Genomic DNA, 20030 nt, shown 5'->3' on the forward strand with positions numbered 1-20030 from the left:
GTAAGTGAACGAATTTCGCTGCGTCATCCTTCCGGACAAATCACCGTCCCGTCAATTTCTTGAATAAAGGATCTACCCATGATGAAATTACCTAAACTCCTGCTTGGTTCTGCTGTTCTCGTGTTTGCCAATTTCGCTGTGGCGCAAACCGCCGGCATTTCAACCTCAACCTCGGCCACTGGCGCCACGCCAGCCGGTGCCACCATACAAGGCGGCGGCACCGTCACTGCTCCAGGCAATTCTGTCATCCCAATGAGTCCGGCTTCCGGTTCGGTAGGCGCCGGTGCAAGCGGCTCGACATCGGCTGATCCGATCGTCCAGAAGCGTCAAGCGGACGCGGCAGCCAATGCCGAATATAAAGCCCGCAAATCGACAGCCAAGGACGAGTACAAGGAAGACAAGGCCCAGGCCAAGTCCGATCTGAAAGCTGAAAAACGTGAGTCCAGCCAGGCGCGTAAATCCGGCATGGCAGCGGACAAGAAAATGGGCGACACCCCCGCTATCGGTAACTGATAGAACCCGCCGGCAGTAACATCCGCCGCACCCCGTCCAACGGGTGCGGCGGATTTTTTTTGGGCAACGCGATCGCATGCACGGTCAGTGCAGCCAGTAAAATGGATAATCTTTTCGACCGCCCGGCTCCATTGAAACCACCCCAGAGAAAAATCATCCATTGCGATTGCGACTGCTTTTATGCCGCGGTCGAGATGCGCGATGACCCGTCGCTGCGCGATCTGCCGGTTGCCGTCGGCGGCCGTGCCGACCAGCGCGGCGTGGTGGTGACCTGCAACTACGCCGCGCGCAAATTCGGCGTGCGCTCGGCGATGGCGACATCGCAGGCGATCCAGCGCTGTCCGGGGTTGGTGGTGCTGCGCCCGGCCATGGAAAAATACCGCATCGCGTCGCGCCAGATCCTGGCGATTTATCGCGACTACACCGCGCTGGTCGAGCCGCTGTCACTCGACGAAGCCTATCTCGACGTCACGCATGCGACCCAGCACGGCGGCAGCGCCACCTTGATCGCGCAGGAGATTCGCGCGCGCATCGAGGCGACGGTCGGCATCACCGCCTCGGCCGGCATCGCCTCCAACAAATTCATTGCCAAGATCGCCAGCGACTGGAACAAACCGAATGGCCAGTTCGTCGTGCTCCCGCATGAGATCGACGCCTTTGTCGCGGCCCTGCCGGTGAAGAAGCTGCATGGCGTCGGCAAGGTCACCGCGGCGCGCCTGAACGCCCTCGGCGCCAACGTCTGCGCCGATCTGCGCAGCTGGTCGCGCGCCCAGTTGGCACAGCACTTCGGCAAGTTCGGCGAGCGGCTGTACAACCTCTGCCGCGGACTCGACGAACGCGAGGTCAACCCGCATTCGGAGCGCAAGTCCGTGAGTGTCGAAGAGACCTATGTCGTCGATCTGCCCGATCTGCCCGCCTGCGCAGTTGAGCTCGATCCGCTGATCGATTCGTTGATGGCGCGCGTGTTGCGGGCCGAAGCCGGCGAACACATCCACAAGCTGTTCATCAAGATCCGCTTCTCGGATTTTCGCCAGACCACTGTTGAGTGCCTCGCCAGTCATATTGATCGCGCGATGCTGCATCAACTGCTGCAAACCGGCTTCGAGCGCCGTGGCCTGCCGGTGCGGCTGCTTGGCGCGGGTGTGCGACTGGAGGAGGTGGACGGCGATGACACGCAGTTGGGGTTGTTCGTTGACGCCACCGGGATGCGGGACGACTAGTCGCTGTCGCATCTGGACCATATCGTGCCAACCGTTCGTGAGCAGGAACTACGCATTGTCCTGAGCAGTGTCAAGGTTGATGGCGTCGGCGCAATGCGAAGGTACGCTGGTGCGGGTGGCGCATGAGCGTCATTTGCTGCGCGCTACCACCGATCAATTCATCATCCTCGCAAACGGCAAACTGCAACCGTTCGATGGCGATCCCGACGATGACAAGGCATGGCTGTTCAAGACCAGGCTGGCGACTAAAGCGAATGCGGTCGGCACCGCATTGCCGCCGATCGCAGACAACGCGGCCAGCGTGATTGCACCCGCGCTCAGCGGCAAAAAAAACTGGAAGCGTACCGATGCCGAAGAACGGCAGAACGTGGCCGCGCGCAAAAAGCCGTGATCGATCAGCATCCGGGAAATCCGGAAATGTACGCCTGCGTCAACAAGAAGGAATTGAAAACGCGGCGCAACGACCAGACTTTTTATGCAAAGGAAGTTACCATGCTCGACGCGCAATGGACGGCCCAGCAGGAAGCGTTGGCGCAGATGGGGCCAGGTTGAAACGAGTGAGAATCACGGTCCTGACGGGTCTGCAAAAGGGCAGATTGCAGCGCTCGTTCTCTACAGTCCGCCGGGCATGGTTCGGATTACACTTTTAGCGTATTTCGTTAGTCCCGCCGCTCCCCTGGTTCCTGGCGTCAATGTCCTTTGGACCATTGCCTGCATATGGAATTGAAGCTTTTGCGTGGTCCCTTTTCTCTTTATTGACATCAGAATTGTTAGACACCGCTGTCAGAACGGCTGCCGATGAATTCGCCAAACCTTCCAGAAACTGGTTGGAGGTCATGTTATTGATTTCCGTAGCCGTAAGCCCGTCAAAACCGTTGGCGCCGGAGCGGAGCGTAATTCTTTCGTCCGCGGCGGTCTTCTTGGTTGAATCGATATCTTCATTCTCTTTGATCTTGCTCAGAACGCCAGTCGATGCCGTTTCCAGGAAGGTTTTAAAGTCGTCGTCGGTCATATTATTGATGCTCCGCGCAAATTTCTCTTTCGCTTGGGTACTCCGCGCTGAATCGATATCTACATTTTCTCCGACACTGATCAGAACTTCGAGCGATGAATTATTCAGGCCGGTTTGAAACTCATCGTCGGTCATCTCATTGATTTGGGCACTTGTCAGCCCGCCAAAACCGGAATTACCGGTGTGGTCTGGTTGGGTACTTGAAGGCAAATCTGGAAGTACGTTGCGACTATACGTTACGTTTTGAGTTGCCATGGTATTTCTCCTAAAAGTTAAAAACCGTTAAGTACCCCTGTCGATACAGATTGGTTCCCACACGCAGTCAATCCCCATTCGATTCAAATCCGGTGGCCGCGGTATCGCGCTTGTCGTCGCCATGTCCCGGATTTTCCACCGCCTCAATTTCGATGGAAAGTATCCTGACATGGGATGAGTGACGTCTTTGTCAAAGCAGTTCCACGCCGCGCAGTCATACTGCGTCGATGGAATTGAAGCAGGCAACCGGTATGGGCAGGCGTCGTGAGGATGCAGTCGGCATCACGGCGATACGAACGTGCGTGAATTTTAATTGGCGGAGTGGACGGGACTCGCCTACCTCGGGCGGGCCGCCGATGCGCTTGCAAGCGCATCGCTTCGCGTCCCGCCGCAAGCCGCGCAGGCGGCTTGCTCCACGCCGGTTGCAGCGCCCGCAAGCGGGCGAAAGGTGACGATGCAAACAAAAACGCCCGCTTGCGCGGGCATTTTTTAATTGGCGGAGTGGACGGGACTCGCCTACCTCGGGCAGGCCGCCGATGCGCTTGCAAGCGCATCGCTTCTCGTCGCGCCGCAAGCCGCGCAGGCGGCTTGCTCCACGCCGGTTGCAGCGCCCGCAAGCGGGCGAAAGGTAACGATACAAACAAAAATGCCCGCTTGCGCGGGCATTTTTTAATTGGCGGAGTGGACGGGACTCGAACCCGCGACCCCCGGCGTGACAGGCCGGTATTCTAACCAACTGAACTACCACTCCAAAACTGATACGACATCTTCATGCTGCGAATTGCGTGGTGGGTGCTGAGGGGCTCGAACCCCCGACCTACGCCTTGTAAGGGCGCCGCTCTACCAACTGAGCTAAGCACCCGGCTTTGACGCTGCAATCGCGGTGCAAACGTTCACACCTGAAGGGGCCGAAGTCTACAACAGATCATTTCATTTGGCTAGCGCAACTGCAAAAAAACTCCATTAATCCGCCAGGCAGTCACGATGGAATGCCAGATGGTCGGCCATGAAACTGGCAATGAAGTAGTAGCCGTGCTCGTAACCCGGGTGGCGGCGCAGGGTCAGTGGCTGTTGCGCGATCCGGCAGGCGGCTTCGAATTGGTCGGGCAGCAATTGCGCGTCGAGGAATTTGTCGGCCAGACCCTGATCGATCAGGATCCCGCCCGGAAATGGCGTGGTGCGATTGGCCATCAGCGCGCTGGCGTCGTGCTCGGCCCAGGCGCCGCGATCCGGGCCCAGATAGCGACCGAACGCCTGTTCGCCCCACGGACACTGCGACGGCGCGGCAATCGGCGCAAAGGCCGAGACCGAGCGGAACACCGACGGATGCCGCAGCGCCAGTGTCAATGCGCCGTGTCCGCCCATTGAGTGGCCAAACACGCCAATCGCCTCGGAGCGGGCCGGAAACTGGCGCGTGACGAGGGCGCGCAACTCGTGCACCAGATACGACTCCATGCGGAAGTGGCTGGACCAGGGGGCTTCGGTGGCATCCAGATAAAAGCCCGCGCCGTCGCCGAAGTCCCAGCTGTCGGCCACGCCATCGATGCCGGTGCCGCGCGGACTGGTATCGGGCGCGACCAGCATGATGCCGTGCTCGGCGGCATAGCGCTGCGCACCGGCCTTGATCATGAAGGTTTCTTCGTTGCAGGTCAGGCCGGCCAGGAAGAACAACACCGGCACCGGTCCGTCCTTGGCCTGCGGTGGCTGGAACACCGAGAAGCGCATCGGCAATCCGATCACATCCGAGACGTGCTGGTACACGCCCTGGACGCCGCCGAAGCAGGCCTGTTCGCTGATGCGTTCCATCAGAACAGCACCACCGAGCGAATCGATTCGCCACTTTTCATCAGATCGAAGCCTTCGTTGATGCCCTCCAGCGGCAGCCGGTGGGTGATCAGATCATCAATGTTGAGTTTGCCTTCCATGTACCAGTCGACAATCTTCGGCACATCGGTGCGGCCGCGCGCGCCACCGAAGGCCGAGCCTTTCCATTCGCGCCCGGTGACGAGCTGAAACGGACGGGTGCTGATTTCGGCGCCGGCTTCCGCGACACCGATGATGATCGACTTGCCCCAGCCCTTGTGCGTGCATTCCAGTGCCTGTCGCATGACCTTGGTGTTGCCGATGCACTCAAACGAATAGTCGGCGCCGCCATCGGTCAGTTGCACGATATGGTCGACCACGTTCTCGACTTCCTTGGCATTGACGAAGTGGGTCATGCCGAACTTGCGCGCCATGGCTTCGCGCGCCGGGTTCAGATCGACGCCGATGATCTTGTCGGCGCCGACCATCTTGGCGGCCTGGATCACGTTCAGGCCAATCCCGCCCAGACCAAACACCACCACGTTCGCGCCAGCCTCCACCTTGGCAGTAAAGATCACGGCGCCAACGCCGGTCGTGACGCCGCAGCCGATATAGCAAACCTTGTCGAACGGCGCGTCGCTGCGAATCTTGGCCACCGCGATCTCGGGCACCACGATGTAATTGGAGAAGGTCGAGGTGCCCATGTAGTGATACAGCGGCTTGCCATCGATCGAAAAACGGCTGGTCGCGTCCGGCATCAGGCCGCGTCCCTGGGTGCTGCGGATCGCCTGGCACAGGTTGGTCTTGCGCGACAGGCAGAATTTGCATTGCCGGCATTCCGGTGTGTAGAGCGGGATCACGTGATCATCCTTGCGGATGGATTTCACGTCCGGCCCGACATCGACCACGATGCCGGCGCCTTCATGGCCAAGAATGGCCGGGAACAAGCCTTCCGGGTCGGCGCCCGAGAGGGTGTAGTAGTCGGTGTGGCAGATGCCGGTGGCCTTGATTTCGATCAGGACTTCACCGGCGCGGGGGCCGCCGAGTTCGACGTCTTCGATCGTCAGGGGCCGTCCGGCCGCCCATGCTACGGCTGCTTTTGTTTTCATCGCGCGTTCTCGCTGTGGTCTGGTTTATGATCGGGATGCATGTCGGATTGCGCCATTATCGGTGTAATTCCCAAACTTTTCTTTGCCCCAGAAAGCACCATGTCCATTCCCTCCACTGAAGCCGTCCTGTTTCCACCCATTGAGCCGTTCCGCACCGGCCGACTGGCCGTCGACGCCGTCCATGAATTGTATTGGGAGGAGTGCGGCAATCCCGACGGCTTGCCGGTGCTGTTCCTGCACGGCGGCCCCGGCGGCGGCATCGGGCCGATGCACCGGCGTTTCTTTGATCCGAAGTTCTATCGCATCGTGCTGTTCGACCAGCGTGGCGCCGGCAAATCGACCCCGCTCGGTGAATACCGCGACAACACCACGCAACTGCTGGTTGGCGACATCGAGCAGTTGCGCATGCTGCTGGAGATCGACCAATGGCTGGTGTTCGGCGGTTCGTGGGGCTCGACGTTGTCACTGGCGTACGGCCAGGCGCATCCGCAATCCTGCCTGGGATTCATCCTGCGCGGGATTTTTCTGGGATCGAAGGCCGAGACCGACTGGTTCATCAACGGCATCAAGTGGTTCTACCCGGATGCGCACCGGCGCTTTGCCGAGCACATTCCGGCGGCAGAGCGCGGTGACCTGATCGCGGCCTACAGCAAGCTGCTGTTTAGCGACGATCCGGCGGTCTACATGCCGGCGGCGCGCAACTGGGCGCGCTATGAAAGCAGCTGCCTGTTTCTGCTGCCGCGCCCGGAAGAAGCCGATTCGGATGTCGTCAGCCTCGGCCTCGGCCGGCTGGAAGCGCACTACATGCGCAATGCCTGCTTCCTCGCCGAAAACCAGTTGCTCGACGGCGTCGACCGCATCCGCCATCTGCCGGCCGTGATTGTGCAAGGGCGCTATGACGTCGTTTGTCCGCCGCTGGCGGCGTTCCAGTTGCACGCTGCCTGGCCCGAGGCGCGGCTGCAACTGATCGCCGACGCCGGTCATGCCGCGCTGGAGACTGGTACCGCAGCGGCATTAGTGGCGGCCACCGAAGCGTTTCGCCAGCGCCGGGATTTCAACCCAGCTGCTTGACCATCTTCTGGCACGGCAAGGTCAAGCCCTGGCCCAGATCGATCTCCACTGGCGCCACCGCGATGTATCCCAGCGCGGTGTACAACGGCACCCCAGGCAGGGTGCCGACCAGTTCGGCGCGGCAATAGCCGGCCGCCATTGCAGCCTGTTCGCAGGCCGCCAGTAGTGCGCGTCCGATACCGCGCCGGGCATGCGCCGGGTGCACGAAGAACGCCCTGATGCGTGCCGCGTCGGTGGCCGGATCGAGCCTGCGATCAAGGCGTCCGGCGACCTGATCGCCGCCATACAGGGTTTGTCGCGCACTCCATGCGCCGCAGCCGATGAGCTGTCCGTGCTCGCGCGCCAGATACATGGTGCCGTCGACAATGAGCTGTGAATCGACGCCGAATACCTGCGCGATCGCACCCTCGGTTTGGGCCGGGCTGTAGTAGCCGGCGCTGAGCGCGCGCGCCGAGATCTCGATGAGCGCGGCCAGCCGACCATGGTCGTCGGCGGTGGCGGTTTGAATTTGAAAAGTCATCGCTGAATCCCGTTTCGCTTGCGCGTACACTGACCACCTGCACCGTCAACTAGGAGCACCACCATCATGTCAGTACATGCCCAATGGAATGCTGATTCCGGCCAATCAGTCGCGCAACTTGTCGCCGGCGATGCGCGTTTTGCCGCCGATCTTGATCTCAACGCAGGCGGTTCCGGACTGGTGCCGACGCCACACGATTTGCTGGATGCGTCGCTGGCTTCCTGCACCGTGCTGACGCTGCAACTGTACAGCAAGCGCAAGCAATATCCGATGGAGGGCGCGTCCGTCAGCGTCACCCACGAAGAGGCCAATGGCCTGTACCAGATGACGCGCCAGATTCAGCTCACCGGAGAATTGAACGACGCGCAGCGCGCCGATCTGCTGCGCGTGGCCAACCTGTGTCCGTTGCACAAGACCCTCAGCGGCCAGTTTGCCATCGCCACGGCGTTGGTCGCCTGAGCATTTTTCCAAGGATCAGCCATGACCCCAGTTGACCGCATCACACCCCATCAACACGATCTCGGCGGTGGCTTCCTGGTGCGCCGCGCCTTGCCGTCGGCGCAGCGCCAGGCGGTCGGACCGTTCCTGTTCTTCGACCACTTCGGACCGGTGACGGCGGGGCCGGCGGACAACCATGACGTGCGCCCGCATCCGCATATCGGACTGGCCACCCTGACGTATCTGTTCGAAGGCGCGATGATGCATCGCGACTCGACCGGCGTGGTGCAGCGCATCGAGCCGGGCGCGGTCAACTGGATGACGGCAGGGCGCGGCATCGTCCATTCGGAACGCACCCCCGACGCATTGCGGGCGACCACCCGTCGCTCCCATGGCTTGCAGCTGTGGGTGGCGGTGCCGGCCGAACACGAAGAGGATGCGCCGTCATTTCAGCATGCCGCGGCCGACACCATTCCCGCGCTGGAGCAGGATGGCGTCGCAATTCGCGTGCTGGTTGGCGCCGCATTCGGCGTGAGCTCACCGATCAAGACACTGTCGCCGACGGTGTACGTGGATTTTGCCATGGCCACCGACACGCAGATTCGCATCCCGGCGGTGGCGCTTGAACGCGCCCTGTATTCGGTCGATGCCGGCATTCTGGTGGATGACGAACTGGTGCCGCCGCACACCATGGTGGTGCTGGCCGAAGGCGCCACACCGCTGGTGCGCGCCACGGAAAACACCCGCCTGGTCATGGTCGGCGGTGCACCGCTCGGTCATCGCTTCATGGTCTGGAATTTTGTCTCCAGTCGCAGGGAGCGCATCGTGCAGGCACAGGATGACTGGGAGGCACAACTGTTCGAGAAAGTGCCGGGCGAAACCGAATTCATTCCGCTGCCGGCACGGAAATAGGCGCCTTCGGCAGGCGCTTTTCGACGATCTGTTGCGACGCACCGTGCCGCGCATCCGGCTGCGGATGCCGGCCTCGACATGCACATCTTCCGCTCGCCCGGGCCTGATTCGGGCTCCTGCAAAACACCCTGTCGCCAACCTCAAAAACCGTTCCGTGCCAACACGTTTTTGTGCACGCCAGCACGGCCGGCACAGGGGGAATCATACGTATTTTTACTGTATTGCCGCCGCAAAAGATTGACGCTAAAGTCGCTTCACAAAAATATTTATAGTCCACGGGCTGTAAAAAAAACGACGGAGACAATCCTGTAGTACCCCCGTCACCCGCTCACCGGTTCGTGCATGCAATGCGCTTGCCGTCGTTGTCACCTGGTTTGTTGCATCACCTTTTCGAAGCACGTCTGGCAGGGTCACCCTGCGGCTGCGTCACGTTTTTTTGGGCGTCGCTGTTTCATTTTTTTCTTTAACCAACCTGTCACAAGGATTCGCATGAACACATTTATTCGCTCGGCAACGCTTGGCATCGCCATGGCCTTATTCAGTCTGACGGCGGGTGCTGCAGAGCACGCCAGCGCAGCAGATGCCACCGCCATGGTCAAACGCGCCGTGGCGCATTTGAAAGCGGTCGGCAAGGAAAAGGCGCTGGCCGACATCTCCGACAACAAGGGCGCGTTCATTGACCGCGATCTGTATCTGTCGGTGTACGACATGAACGGTATGGTGCTGGCCCACGGTACCAACCCGAAATTGATCGGCAAGGATGTCAGTGCGATCAAGGATGTCAGTGGCAAGGAATTCATCAAGGAAATCCTGTCCAAGGCCAAGGCCAACGGTTCGGGCAATGCCGACTACGAGTGGCCGAATCCGCTGACAAAAAATATTGAAGCCAAGACCGTGTATTTCGAGAAATCCGGCGACCTGGTCTTTTCCAGCGGCTACTACCGCAAGTAATCATCCACCCCACATCAGGAGAGCTCATGTTCCAGCCACGCGGTAACCGCAGCATCGTGCTTTTCCTGATGTGCCTGCTTGCCCTGCCAGGCGCCATCGCGGCAAAGAATGACATCGTGATCGGTCAGGTCGCGCCGCTGACGGGTGTGATTGCCAGCACCGGCGCCGAGATGGTGCTGGGCGCAAGGATCTATTTTGATTCGGTCAACGCCGAGGGCGGCATCGATGGTGCGAAGATCCGGCACGAGGTGCGCGACGATGCCTACACCGTGACTGAAACCGTGCGCCAGACCCTGGACCTGATTGCGCACGACAAGCCGGTGGCGCTGATCGGCTTTGCCGGCACCGGAAATATCGGCGAACTGCAAAAGCAAAAGGTGCTCGACAACGCCGGCATCGCGCTGGTCGGACCCTACACCGGCGCACCCGGTTTGCGCGGTCCGGACAATCACAACATTTTCCATATCCGCGCCAGCTATTGGGACGAGGCCGACACCATGGTCGACCAGTTGGTGACGCTGAAAATGGACCGCATCGCGATCATGTATCAGAACGATCCATTCGGTGAATCGGGACGCGATGGCGTCATTGCCGCACTCAAGAAGCGCGGCCTGACGCCGGCGATGATGGCAACCTACGAAAAGGGCACCGCGGAAATCTCGGATGCTGCAAAAAAAATCGGCGCCGTCAATCCGCAAGCCGTGATCATGATTTCGGTGAACCGCCCGACGGCGAACTTCAGCAAGGAAATCCGCGCGCTGTGCAGCGTCAATCAATTGTTCAATATCTCGGTGGTGAATGCCACTGAAATCGTCAAGCTGATCGGCGCCGACAAGGCGCGCGGCATCGGTATTGCGCAAGTGATGCCGAACCCGAATTCGATCGCGGTACCGGTGGTCAAGGAGTACCAGGCAGCCATCAGGAAATATGCGCCGGCCGGCACCGCCTACAGTTATACCTCGCTGGAAGAATTCATCGCCGCCAAGGTATTGGTCGAGGGGATTCGCCACGCCGGCGCCAATCCGACCGCAGCGCGGGTACTGGCGGCAATGAGCACGCTGACCGCCTACAACGCCGGCGGTTTTCCGCTGAGCTTTTCGGATACCAACCGGGTCGGCGGGCGCTTCGTCGAGCTGACCATCATCAACCGGTACGGGCAGCTGATTCATTAAGCGCCTCGCGCAAACGGATGCTGGCACGGCACGGTAGACACCGGGCCGCGACATTGCGTACAGTCTGGGACACGATCGTCACCAGGAACATCCATGACCGCAGTCACCCCAACCTTTCGCCAGGACGCCCGCATCATCGGCGTGGTCGGCCTGGCGCACGGCGTCTCGCATTTTTTCCATCTGATCCTGGCGCCGCTGTTTCCCTGGCTGAAGGAGGCGTTCGTGTTGTCGTATGCCGAGCTGGGCTTGCTGATGACGATGTTTTTCATCGTCTCGGGAATCGGCCAGGCACTGGCCGGGTTCGTGGTCGACCGGGTTGGTGCGCGCCGGGTGCTGATGGTGGGCATGGCCTTGCTGGCCCTGGCAGCACTGGTGCTGGCGGCAGCGCAGAGTTACGGCATGCTGTTGGCGGGATCGATGCTGGCCGGACTGGGCAACAGCGTATTTCACCCGTCCGATTACACCCTGCTCAATAAGCGCGTGTCGATTGCCCGCCTGGGCCATGCGTTTTCGGTGCATGGCATCAGTGGCAATCTGGGCTGGGCCGCCGCGCCGGTGTTCCTCGCCACCATTGCCAGTTTTTCATCGTGGCGCGTCGCGCTGCTGGCGGCGGCATGCATTCCCTGCGCAATGCTGACGATTCTGTTTGTCTACCGCCATGTCATCGAGCCCGAGGACAGCGCCGCCGCCATTGCCCCATCGCACAAACCGGATGTCCCGCTGGCAGATGGCAACTTCGATTTCCTGCGCCTGCCGGCAGTCTGGATGTGCTTTGCCTTCTTCGCCATTACCGCGCTGGCACTGGGTGGCATCCAGAGCTTTTCATCAGCCAGCCTGCGCGCGCTGTACGGCCTCTCGCTGGTGGGTGCGACCACCGGTTACACCGCGTACATGCTGGCCTCTGCGGCCGGCATGGTGTGGGGCGGCTTTCTGGCGGCCAGGGCGGCGCGGCACGATCGCATCATTGCCTTCGCCTTTGCCGTGGCCGGATTGACCGCGCTGGTTGTCGCGACCGGCTGGATTGCGCCGTGGATGGCGGTGCTGCTGATGGGTGGAATCGGATTTGGCGCCGGCGTCGCCGGGCCGTCGCGTGACCTGATGATCCGCGCCGCCGCGCCGAAAAATGCGACCGGACGCGTCTATGGCGTGGTGTATTCCGGGCTGGACATCGGCCTGGCTGGTGCACCGCTGATTTTCGGCGCCTTGATGGACGCAAGTCATCCTTCCTGGGTATTCGTCCTGATCGGCACGTTCCAGGTCATGGCGATTGCCACCGCGGTCAGAGTTGGCAGCAACACGGCACGCCGCGCGGCGCGCGCGCTGGCCGTGTGAGGGCTTCCGGGAACCAGCCAGCGCAGGCAATCCCGGTACAAGTCACAGCATCACCCGATAGCCGATCCCGGTCTCGGTGAGCAGAAAACGCGGCTGGGCCGGATCATCCTCCAGTTTCTGGCGCAGATGCCCCATGTAGATCCGCAGATAGTGCGGACGCTCGACATGCGTCGGACCCCACACCACGCGCAGGATCTGCTGTTGCGTGAGCACCTTGCCGGCATGCGCCAGCAAGTGCGTCAGCAGGCGGTATTCGATCGGGGTCAGATGCACCGGCACGCCGGCCTTGTGCACCGTGCGCTTCGTCATATCCACCACCACGTCGCCGAACTGCATCACCGACTGCGCCTCGGCGCCATTGCCGCTGCGGCGTAACGCAACGCGCACCCGCGCCAGCAGTTCACCGACGCCAAACGGCTTGCTTAGAAAATCATCTGCGCCGGCATCCAGCGCGGCGATCTTTTGCGACTCCTCGCTGCGCGCCGACAGCACGATCACCGGGATGGACGACCAGCTGCGCAGGTCGCGAATCAGGTTCACGCCGTCACCGTCGGGCAGGCCGAGATCCAGGATCACCAGGTCGGGCTTGCGGGTGGCGATTTCGATCAGGCCGCGTTGCAGGGTGTCGGCCTCGAACACGTTGTAGTGCTCGGCCTCCAGCGCAATGCGCACGAAGCGGCGGATTTGCGCCTCGTCTTCGACCACCACCACGTTCTGTTGTCCGGCGCTCATGATTTCATCTCCGCCGCTTCCAGTTCGACCGACGGTGGCTGCCCCGACGGCAAGTTGATGACAAAGCTGGCGCCGCCATCCGCATTGGTGACGCCTTCGATAGTGCCGCCGTGCGCCTCGACAATCGCGCGGCAGATCGCCAGCCCGAGACCGACGCCGGGAATCGCCGACTCGGTCACGCCACGCGCGAACTTGTCGAACAGCCGGTTGATCTGGCCGGCTGGCAAGCCCGGCCCATTGTCGGCCACCGTCAGCCGCATGCTGCCGCCGGACGGTTCTGCCGCGATCGTGATGGTGGAGTCGGGCGGCGTGTATTTGACGGCGTTTTCGATCAGGTTGCACAGCACCCGTTCCAGCAGTGCCGCGTCAAACCGCACCAGCGGCAGATCGGGCGCCAGCGCGGTCACCACCTTGTGCCGGCCCAGCAGGCTGCGGCTGGCGGCCAGTGCACTGCCGACGACTTCTTCCAGCGATTGCCATTCCAGCCGCAACTGGATGGCGCCGGCTTCGAGTCGCGCCATGTCCAGCAGATTCACCACCAGCGCGCTCATGCGCAGGCTTTCGGCATGCAGGCTGCGGGCCATGTCGGCGGCGGCGTCAGGCAGCGGCGGCTGCGTGCGCACCAGCGAATCCGCAAGCCCGACCAGCGCCGTCAGTGGCGTGCGCAAATCATGCGACAGCGCCGACAGCAACGAATTGCGCAGCCGCTCCGACTCCATCTGCACCAGCGCGCTGCGCGCCACATCGACGTAATGGACGCGCTCCAGCGCGATGGCGATCAGCGAGGCGAAGGTTTCGAGCTGGCGGCGCTGTTCCGGCACCATCAGCCAGCGCGGCACAGTCGGCTGGATCGCCAGCACGCCACGCAGGCGCATCGGCGCTTTCAGCGGCAGGTACAGACGCGCACTCGATGGCAGCGTATCGGTGCCGGCGCCGGCCGGCTGGGCATGGTCGTAAGCCCATTGCGCCATCGCGATATCGACCGCCGCCAGCCGTTGCGCTTCCGGCTCGGCCGACAGCTGCAGACGTCCGTCAAGGTCCGCCACCAGCAGCGCGGTGGCGGCATTAAAGCCGCTCGCCAGGCTGCGGTTGGAGATCTCGGTCACCTGCTCGGTGGTGAGTGCGCCGGACAGGTCGCGCGCCATTTCATACAGCGCCCGGGCGCGGCTTTCGCGCTGTTCCGCCACGCGCAACTGATAGCGCAGGCTGGCAGTGAGCTGGCCAGTGATCAGGCCGACCGCCAGCATCACCGCGAAGGTCAGCAGGTACTGCGCATCGGACACCGCAAAGGAAAAGCGCGGCTGCACGAAAAAGAAATCGAACACCAGCACATTCACCACTGCCGCCAGCGCGGACGGGCCGCGCCCGAAGCGCGCCGCCGTGACCATTACCGCCAGCAGAAACAGCATGACGATATTGGCCAGCTCGAAATACGGAAACAGCAATTGCGCGACGCCGGCAGCGGCAGCGCTGCTGACCAGCGCCCACAGATAGCCCCATGGCCGGATCGCCTCGCCGCGCGCGCTGCCGGCGGCCGTGACGGCCCAGGCGCGATTGCCCAGCGGCGCCTCGGCATCGTCGCGCGCGATCTGGATCACGTCCAGATCGGCGGCCTGCTGCGCCAGGCTTTGCGCGACCGATTGACGCCACCAGCGGTTGCGTCCGGCACGCCCGATCACCACGCGCGAGATGTTGTGGCCGCGCGCGTAATCAAGCAGCGCCACCACCACGTTTTCGCCCGAGATGGTGGCGCTGTGCGCGCCGAGTTCCTGTGCCAGCGCCAGCACTTTCAGGATGCGCTGGCGTTCGGTTTCGCGCAGCTGCTGCAGGTGCGAGGTTTCGACATACACCGCGTGCCAGTCGGCATTGAGGCGATCGGCCAGACGGGCCGCGGCGCGCACGATTTTTTCCGAGCCGGGGCGCGGACCGATGCAGACCAGCAGCGCGTCGCGGGTTTCCCAGACGCGCTGGATCGATTCGGCATGGCGCCAGGCACGCACATCGGCATCGACCCGGTTGGCGGTGCGGCGCAGCGCCAGTTCGCGCAAGGCGATCAGGTTGCCCTTGCGGAAAAAACTCTGCGCGGCGCGCTCGGCTTGCTGCGGCAGGTACACCTTGCCCTGCTTCAGGCGGCGCAACAATTCATCGGGCGGCAGGTCGACCAGCACCACCTCATCGGCCTGGTCAAACACGGTATCCGGAACCGTCTCGGAGACCCGCACACTGGTGATGCCGCCGACCACATCGTTGAGGCTCTCCAGATGCTGCACGTTCATGGTCGTGAAGACATCGATGCCGGCGTCGAGCAATTCCTCGATGTCCTGCCAGCGGCGCGGATGGCGCGAGCCGGGCGCGTTCGAATGCGCCAGTTCATCGACCAGGATCAGCGCCGGCTTGCGCGCCAGTGCCGCATCCAGGTCGAACTCCTGCAGCGTGCGCTCGCGGTAGGCAATCTGTTGCAGCGGCAAGACGGGCAGGCCGTCCAGCAGCGCCATGGTTTCGCGCCGCCCGTGGGTTTCCACCAGGCCAACCACGACGTCGATGCCGCTGCGGCGCGCTTCGTGCGCGGCCAGCAGCATCGCGTAGGTCTTGCCCACGCCGGCCGAGGCGCCAAAGAAGATCTTCATCTTGCCGCGGCGCGCAGCGTGTTCCGCGTCCTGCAACTCGCGCAGCAACTGGTCGGGATCGGGGCGGAGGTCGGTCATGCAGGTATCTTACCGTTTCGCGCTGCAGCAACCGCCATGTTCGTGGAGGCCGGCTTCGCGACCACGTATGCTATAGGCCATCTCGTCAACGCGTAAGGAGCGAAACCATGCTTGTCGTCACAGCGCTGCGCGCCGCGCCGGCATCCCGATTGCGGCCGATCCGGTCCGGCACGGTCACTTGAGGTGCCTGCCATGACCAACCTTGCCGCCTGGCTGGCCGCCCTTGCGACCATGGCCATACTCCTGCTGTATGAAACCATCCTGCTGGTGGTGCAGCGCCGTAGCCCGACCCGACTGGCGCGCTCGGCACATGCAAATTTGCGCGCGGAATGGTTCGCCGCGATATCGCGCCAACCCGGATATGAAATCGTGGCAGTCCAGACGCTGCGCAATTCGCTCATGTCGGCCACGATGACGGCGTCGACGGCCGCGCTGGGTTTGATCGGCACGGTCACGCTGGCGGCGCCATCGCTGCACACGTCGTTTGCCGCCGGCGACATGATCGCTGCAGACTTTACGCCGCGCCTGGCGCTGGAGCTGTTGCTGATGACCATTCTGTTTGCCTCCCTGGTGTGTTCGACGATGGCGGTGCGGTACTACAATCACGCCGGTTTCATCAGCTCCATGCCGGCCGATTCGGCAGAGCGACAGCGCTGGGCTGCCACCTGTGTGGTCTACCTGCGCCGCGCCGGTTTGCTGTACAGCTGGGGCTTGCGCAACCTGCTCATGGTGGCGCCGATTCTGGCTTCGATCGTCTATCCGTGGTCAGGACCGGTGGCCGCGGTGGCGGTGGTGGCGGCACTGATCGGCTTCGACCGGTTTGCCATCACCTGAACCGGCAGGTTGTCGCTCAAAATGTCTTCGCGACGCTCAGCACCAGCGCATTTTTCCCGAGGTTCTTCGACGCCGCGCCCGGGCCGCGATAGGCGTCCGAATCGGTGCCGATGGCGGCCAGACTCAGGCTTGCCACGCCGAAGTCCTTGGTCACGCCAATCTTCCAGTCGGTGTAGCTGAAGGTCGACTGGTTCTTCACGGTCTGATGGCCGACGTGCAGGTTCAGCGTCAGCGACTCGGACAACACCGGGTTGCTGGAAATATCCAGATAGCCGCTGCGCTTTGAATCAACGAAGCCGAACAGGTTGGTGACCGCATACGAATACTTGACCGTGCTCACGCCATAGCCGAGCTGGCCGTACACCTCGGTGGTGTTGGCGTTCGGATGCAGGCCGTTGGACGGATACACATAGGTCAGCACGCCGACGTCGTAGCCGAAATCGCCGCCGAGGTCACCGCGCTTGCCGCCGTAAATGTCGGCTTCGACGTGGCCGCTGCCGCCGGCGTCGCTGGTCCAGCGAATGCTCGACAGCCAGGTACCGACATACCAGCCGTTGGCGCCATCCACATAATCGGCGCCGCCCTGTAGCGCCGGCAGCAAGCGGCTTTGCGAGATGCCGCGAAAGCGGTAGTCGCTGGTGATGGCGGCGTTGAAGGTCAGTGCCTGCGGCGCTGCTGCCGGGGCGTCTTCGGCGTGGGCCGGAAAGGCGGCAGCGATCAACAGTGCGGCGGTGGAAATCAGGTATTTCATGGAAGGCTCACTTTGAAGGATTACGGGGTTGACTTGCTTGTTGCGGGTGCGGCCTGATCCAGTGCCAGGTTCAGTTTCAGCACATTCACGCGTGGCTCGCCGAGGATGCCGAACAGGCGGCCTGCGCTGAATTGGTCGACCAGCACGCGCACCTGATCGGCTGGCAGCTTGCGTTCGCGGGCAACGCGGGCAATCTGAAATTGCGCGGCGGCGATGCTGATGTCGGGATCGAGGCCACTGGCCGACGCCGTCACCAGATCGACCGGCACCGGCAAGGCGTTGTCCGGATCGGCCGCCTTCAAGGCATCCAGCCGCCCCTTGACCGCATCGATCAGCGCCGGATTGGTGGGACCTTGATTCGCGCCGCCCGACGCCAGTCCATTGTTGGGCATCGGTGCGGTGGCCGATGGCCGGCCCCAGAAGTACTGCGGTGACGAGAACGACTGGCCGATCAGCGCCGAGCCAACCGGTTTGCCATCGCGCAGCAGCAGGCTGCCATCGACCTGATCGACGAACGCAGCGCGGCCGATGCCGGTGACGAGGGCCGGATACAGGCCGCAGCAGATCACGGTCAGCAGGGCAAACAAAACAAGGGCGGGACGAAGAATGGTTTTCATGGGACTTCCTATGCGAGGTGTAAGGCGGACAACAGCATGTCAATCGCCTTGATGCCGACGAACGGCACCAGGATGCCGCCGAGGCCGTAGATCAACAGATTGCGGCGCAGCAGCAGGGCGGCGCCGACGGCGCGATATTTGACGCCCTTGAGCGCCAGTGGAATCAGCACCACGATGATCAACGCGTTGAAAATCACCGCAGAGATAATCGCCGACGACGGACTCGCCAGATGCATCACATCCAGCGCTTTCAACTGCGGATAGGTGCCGACGAAGGCGGCCGGGATGATCGCAAAATACTTGGCGATGTCATTCGAGATCGAGAACGTCGACAACGCGCCGCGTGTCATCAGCATCTGCTTGCCGATCTCGACGATTTCCAGCAGCTTGGTCGGGTTCGAATCCAGATCGACCATGTTGCCGGCCTCTTTTGCCGCCTGCGTGCCCGAGTTCATCGCCACCGCGACATCGGCCTGCGCCAGCGCCGGCGCATCGTTGGTGCCATCGCCGGTCATCGCCACCAGCCGGCCATCGTTCTGGTAGTCGCGGATCAGCTTGAGCTTGTCTTCCGGCGTGGCCTCGGCCAGGAAATCATCCACTCCGGCCTCGGCCGCAATCGCGGCAGCGGTCAGCTGATTGTCGCCGGTGATCATGACCGTCTTGATGCCCATCCGGCGCAGTTCGGCGAAGCGTTCCTTGATGCCGCTCTTGACGATGTCCTTGAGCTCCACGACGCCCATCACGCGGCCGGCGTCGACCACCACCAGCGGCGTACTGCCGCGGCGCGAGACGGTGTCGACATCGCGCCCGACGTCATTCGGAAACTGCTTGCCGAGCGATGCGACATATTTTTTCTGCGCATCGACCGCGCCCTTGCGCAAGGCCCGTTCGCCCAGGTCGACGCCGCTCATGCGGGTCTGCGCCGAGAACGGAATGAAGCTGCCATGCAGCGTCGCCAGATCGCGCTCCGGAAACTTGAAGCGGCTGCGCGCCAGCGCCACGATGCTGCGGCCTTCCGGGGTTTCATCGGCCAGTGAGGCCAACTGCGCGGCATCGGCCAACTGCTCCTCGGTGACGCCCGGCGCCGGGAAGAACGCCGAGGCCTGGCGATTGCCGAGCGTGATGGTGCCGGTCTTGTCGAGCAGCAGCACGTCGACGTCGCCGGCGGCTTCGACCGCGCGGCCCGAGGTGGCGATCACATTGGCCTGCATCATGCGGCTCATGCCGGCCACGCCGATGGCCGACAGCAGGCCGCCGATGGTGGTTGGGATCAGACAGACCAGCAGCGCGATCAGCACCGTGATCGTGACCGGTGCGCCGGCCTTGGCGGCCTCGACCGAGAACAGCGAAAACGGCAGCAGCGTGACCGTCACCAGCAGGAACACGATGGTCAGCGCCACCAGCAAAATGGTCAGCGCGATTTCATTGGGAGTCTTCTGGCGCTTGGCGCCTTCGACCATGGCGATCATGCGATCGATGAAGGCTTCGCCGGGATTGACCGAGATCCTTACCACCAGCCAGTCCGACAGCACGCGCGTGCCGCCGGTGACGGCCGAAAAATCGCCGCCCGATTCGCGGATCACCGGCGCCGATTCGCCGGTGATGGCGCTCTCGTCGACCGAGGCGACCCCTTCGATGACTTCGCCATCGACCGGCACGATGTCACCGGCTTCCACCAGCACCACATCACCTTTCTTGAGGGTGGTGGCATTCACGCCGGACCAGGTGGCGCCGTGTTTCGGGGCCTCGAGTTTCTTGGCGATGACGGTTTGCTTCAAGGCGCGCAACGATGCGGCCTGGGCCTTGCTGCGGCCTTCCGCCAGCGCCTCGGCGAAGTTGGCGAACAACACGGTGAACCACAGCCAGACCGCGATGGCGCCGATGAATCCGGCGCTGGCTTCGCCGCTGCCGACGAGTGCCTGCAGCCACAGCAGCGTGGTAATCGCGCTGCCGATGAAGACCACGAACATGACAGGGCTGCGCCACTGCACACGCGGGTCGAGCTTCTTGAAGGCGTCGAGCACGGCGGGGCCGAGCAGGGCGCGGTCGAACAGGGTCAGGCTGGTGCGTGACATGGCTGACT

General features: G+C 62.6%; 20 protein-coding genes and 2 tRNA genes. 11 read left to right on the top strand and 11 right to left on the bottom strand.

The window, feature by feature from the left end; genetic code table 11:
• Positions 1–78 precede the first annotated feature (78 nt).
• From RCH09_RS04525 to RCH09_RS04540, 4 genes are all read left to right on the top strand, one after another.
• A complete protein-coding gene (locus RCH09_RS04525; RefSeq protein WP_326939860.1) occupies positions 79–513 on the top strand; it encodes a hypothetical protein in 435 nt (144 codons plus the stop codon).
• A 101-nt stretch (positions 514–614) separates the two neighbouring features.
• Positions 615–1733, top strand: a complete 1119-nt coding sequence (dinB, locus tag RCH09_RS04530; RefSeq protein ID WP_442785003.1) for a DNA polymerase IV — start codon at positions 615–617, stop codon at positions 1731–1733.
• A 79-nt stretch (positions 1734–1812) separates the two neighbouring features.
• A complete protein-coding gene (locus RCH09_RS04535) occupies positions 1813–2124 on the top strand; it encodes a hypothetical protein (protein ID WP_326939862.1) in 312 nt (103 codons plus the stop codon).
• A complete protein-coding gene (locus RCH09_RS04540) occupies positions 2121–2285 on the top strand; it encodes a hypothetical protein (protein WP_326939863.1) in 165 nt (54 codons plus the stop codon). The genes RCH09_RS04535 and RCH09_RS04540 overlap by 4 nt, the downstream gene beginning before the upstream one ends.
• Positions 2286–2379: 94 nt before the next feature.
• Here RCH09_RS04540 and RCH09_RS04545 read toward each other — a convergent pair whose 3' ends face one another.
• The 5 genes from RCH09_RS04545 to RCH09_RS04565 form a co-directional block, all read right to left on the bottom strand.
• Positions 2380–3000, bottom strand: a complete 621-nt coding sequence (locus RCH09_RS04545; RefSeq protein ID WP_326939864.1) for a hypothetical protein — start codon at positions 2998–3000, stop codon at positions 2380–2382.
• 674 nt (positions 3001–3674) lie between these two features.
• A tRNA-Asp gene (locus tag RCH09_RS04550) sits at positions 3675–3751 on the bottom strand.
• A gap of 35 nt (positions 3752–3786) precedes the next feature.
• Positions 3787–3862 (bottom strand) — tRNA-Val (locus tag RCH09_RS04555).
• Positions 3863–3963: 101 nt separating this feature from the next.
• Positions 3964–4809 carry an S-formylglutathione hydrolase gene (fghA, locus tag RCH09_RS04560; RefSeq protein ID WP_326940059.1) on the bottom strand — a complete coding sequence of 282 codons (846 nt, stop codon included), beginning with the start codon at positions 4807–4809 and terminating at the stop codon, positions 3964–3966.
• Positions 4806–5912 carry an S-(hydroxymethyl)glutathione dehydrogenase/class III alcohol dehydrogenase gene (locus tag RCH09_RS04565; protein ID WP_326939865.1) on the bottom strand — a complete coding sequence of 369 codons (1107 nt, stop codon included), beginning with the start codon at positions 5910–5912 and terminating at the stop codon, positions 4806–4808. The genes fghA and RCH09_RS04565 overlap by 4 nt, the downstream gene beginning before the upstream one ends.
• A 99-nt stretch (positions 5913–6011) precedes the next feature.
• Between RCH09_RS04565 and pip the strand changes: the two genes are divergently transcribed.
• The gene (pip, locus tag RCH09_RS04570) at positions 6012–6983 is read left to right on the top strand and encodes a prolyl aminopeptidase (protein WP_326939866.1); all 972 of its coding nucleotides are present in this window, start codon (positions 6012–6014) and stop codon (positions 6981–6983) included.
• On the opposite strand, the gene RCH09_RS04575 is transcribed toward pip, so the two are convergent.
• Positions 6967–7503 carry a GNAT family N-acetyltransferase gene (locus RCH09_RS04575; protein ID WP_326939867.1) on the bottom strand — a complete coding sequence of 179 codons (537 nt, stop codon included), beginning with the start codon at positions 7501–7503 and terminating at the stop codon, positions 6967–6969. The genes pip and RCH09_RS04575 overlap by 17 nt on opposite strands.
• A gap of 66 nt (positions 7504–7569) precedes the next feature.
• Between RCH09_RS04575 and RCH09_RS04580 the strand changes: the two genes are divergently transcribed.
• From RCH09_RS04580 to RCH09_RS04600, 5 genes are all read left to right on the top strand, one after another.
• Entirely contained in the window at positions 7570–7962 is a 393-nt protein-coding gene (locus tag RCH09_RS04580; protein WP_326939868.1) for an OsmC family protein, read from the top strand.
• A gap of 21 nt (positions 7963–7983) precedes the next feature.
• Positions 7984–8853, top strand: coding sequence for a pirin family protein (locus RCH09_RS04585; RefSeq protein ID WP_326939869.1), 870 nt, complete (start codon positions 7984–7986; stop codon positions 8851–8853).
• A gap of 489 nt (positions 8854–9342) precedes the next feature.
• Positions 9343–9804: a cache domain-containing protein gene (locus RCH09_RS04590; RefSeq protein WP_326939870.1), complete on the top strand. Its 462-nt coding sequence runs from the start codon at positions 9343–9345 to the stop codon at positions 9802–9804.
• Between the two features lie 26 nt (positions 9805–9830).
• Entirely contained in the window at positions 9831–10976 is a 1146-nt protein-coding gene (locus RCH09_RS04595; protein WP_326939871.1) for an ABC transporter substrate-binding protein, read from the top strand.
• Between the two features lie 93 nt (positions 10977–11069).
• On the top strand, positions 11070–12308 hold the full coding sequence (locus RCH09_RS04600) for an MFS transporter (protein WP_326939872.1): 1239 nt from the start codon (positions 11070–11072) through the stop codon (positions 12306–12308).
• 42 nt (positions 12309–12350) lie between these two features.
• Here the strand turns inward: RCH09_RS04600 and kdpE are convergent, their stop codons facing one another.
• Both kdpE and kdpD read right to left on the bottom strand, forming a co-directional pair.
• Positions 12351–13040 (bottom strand): two-component system response regulator KdpE, encoded by a 690-nt coding sequence (gene kdpE / locus RCH09_RS04605; protein WP_326939873.1) that lies wholly within the window; start codon positions 13038–13040, stop codon positions 12351–12353.
• Positions 13037–15745 carry a two-component system sensor histidine kinase KdpD gene (gene kdpD, locus RCH09_RS04610; RefSeq protein WP_326939874.1) on the bottom strand — a complete coding sequence of 903 codons (2709 nt, stop codon included), beginning with the start codon at positions 15743–15745 and terminating at the stop codon, positions 13037–13039. Before kdpD ends, kdpE begins: the two co-directional genes overlap by 4 nt.
• Positions 15746–15937: 192 nt before the next feature.
• On the opposite strand from kdpD, the gene RCH09_RS04615 reads away from it, so the two are divergent.
• Positions 15938–16579, top strand: coding sequence for a DUF599 domain-containing protein (locus RCH09_RS04615; protein ID WP_326939875.1), 642 nt, complete (start codon positions 15938–15940; stop codon positions 16577–16579).
• A 16-nt stretch (positions 16580–16595) separates the two neighbouring features.
• On the opposite strand, the gene RCH09_RS04620 is transcribed toward RCH09_RS04615, so the two are convergent.
• Genes RCH09_RS04620 through kdpB form a run of 3 tightly spaced genes read right to left on the bottom strand, consistent with a single transcriptional unit; the run spans position 16596 to position 20022 of the window.
• Complete coding sequence (locus RCH09_RS04620; protein WP_326939876.1) at positions 16596–17330, bottom strand: TorF family putative porin; 735 nt, start codon at positions 17328–17330, stop codon at positions 16596–16598.
• 20 nt (positions 17331–17350) lie between these two features.
• On the bottom strand, positions 17351–17947 hold the full coding sequence (gene kdpC / locus RCH09_RS04625; protein WP_326939877.1) for a potassium-transporting ATPase subunit KdpC: 597 nt from the start codon (positions 17945–17947) through the stop codon (positions 17351–17353).
• A gap of 8 nt (positions 17948–17955) precedes the next feature.
• Positions 17956–20022, bottom strand: coding sequence for a potassium-transporting ATPase subunit KdpB (gene kdpB, locus RCH09_RS04630; RefSeq protein ID WP_326939878.1), 2067 nt, complete (start codon positions 20020–20022; stop codon positions 17956–17958).
• Between the last annotated feature and the right edge of the window lie 8 nt (positions 20023–20030).

It is taken from the genome of Actimicrobium sp. GrIS 1.19, assembly GCF_035984655.1.
Taxonomy (GTDB): Bacteria; Pseudomonadota; Gammaproteobacteria; order Burkholderiales; family Burkholderiaceae_D; genus Actimicrobium.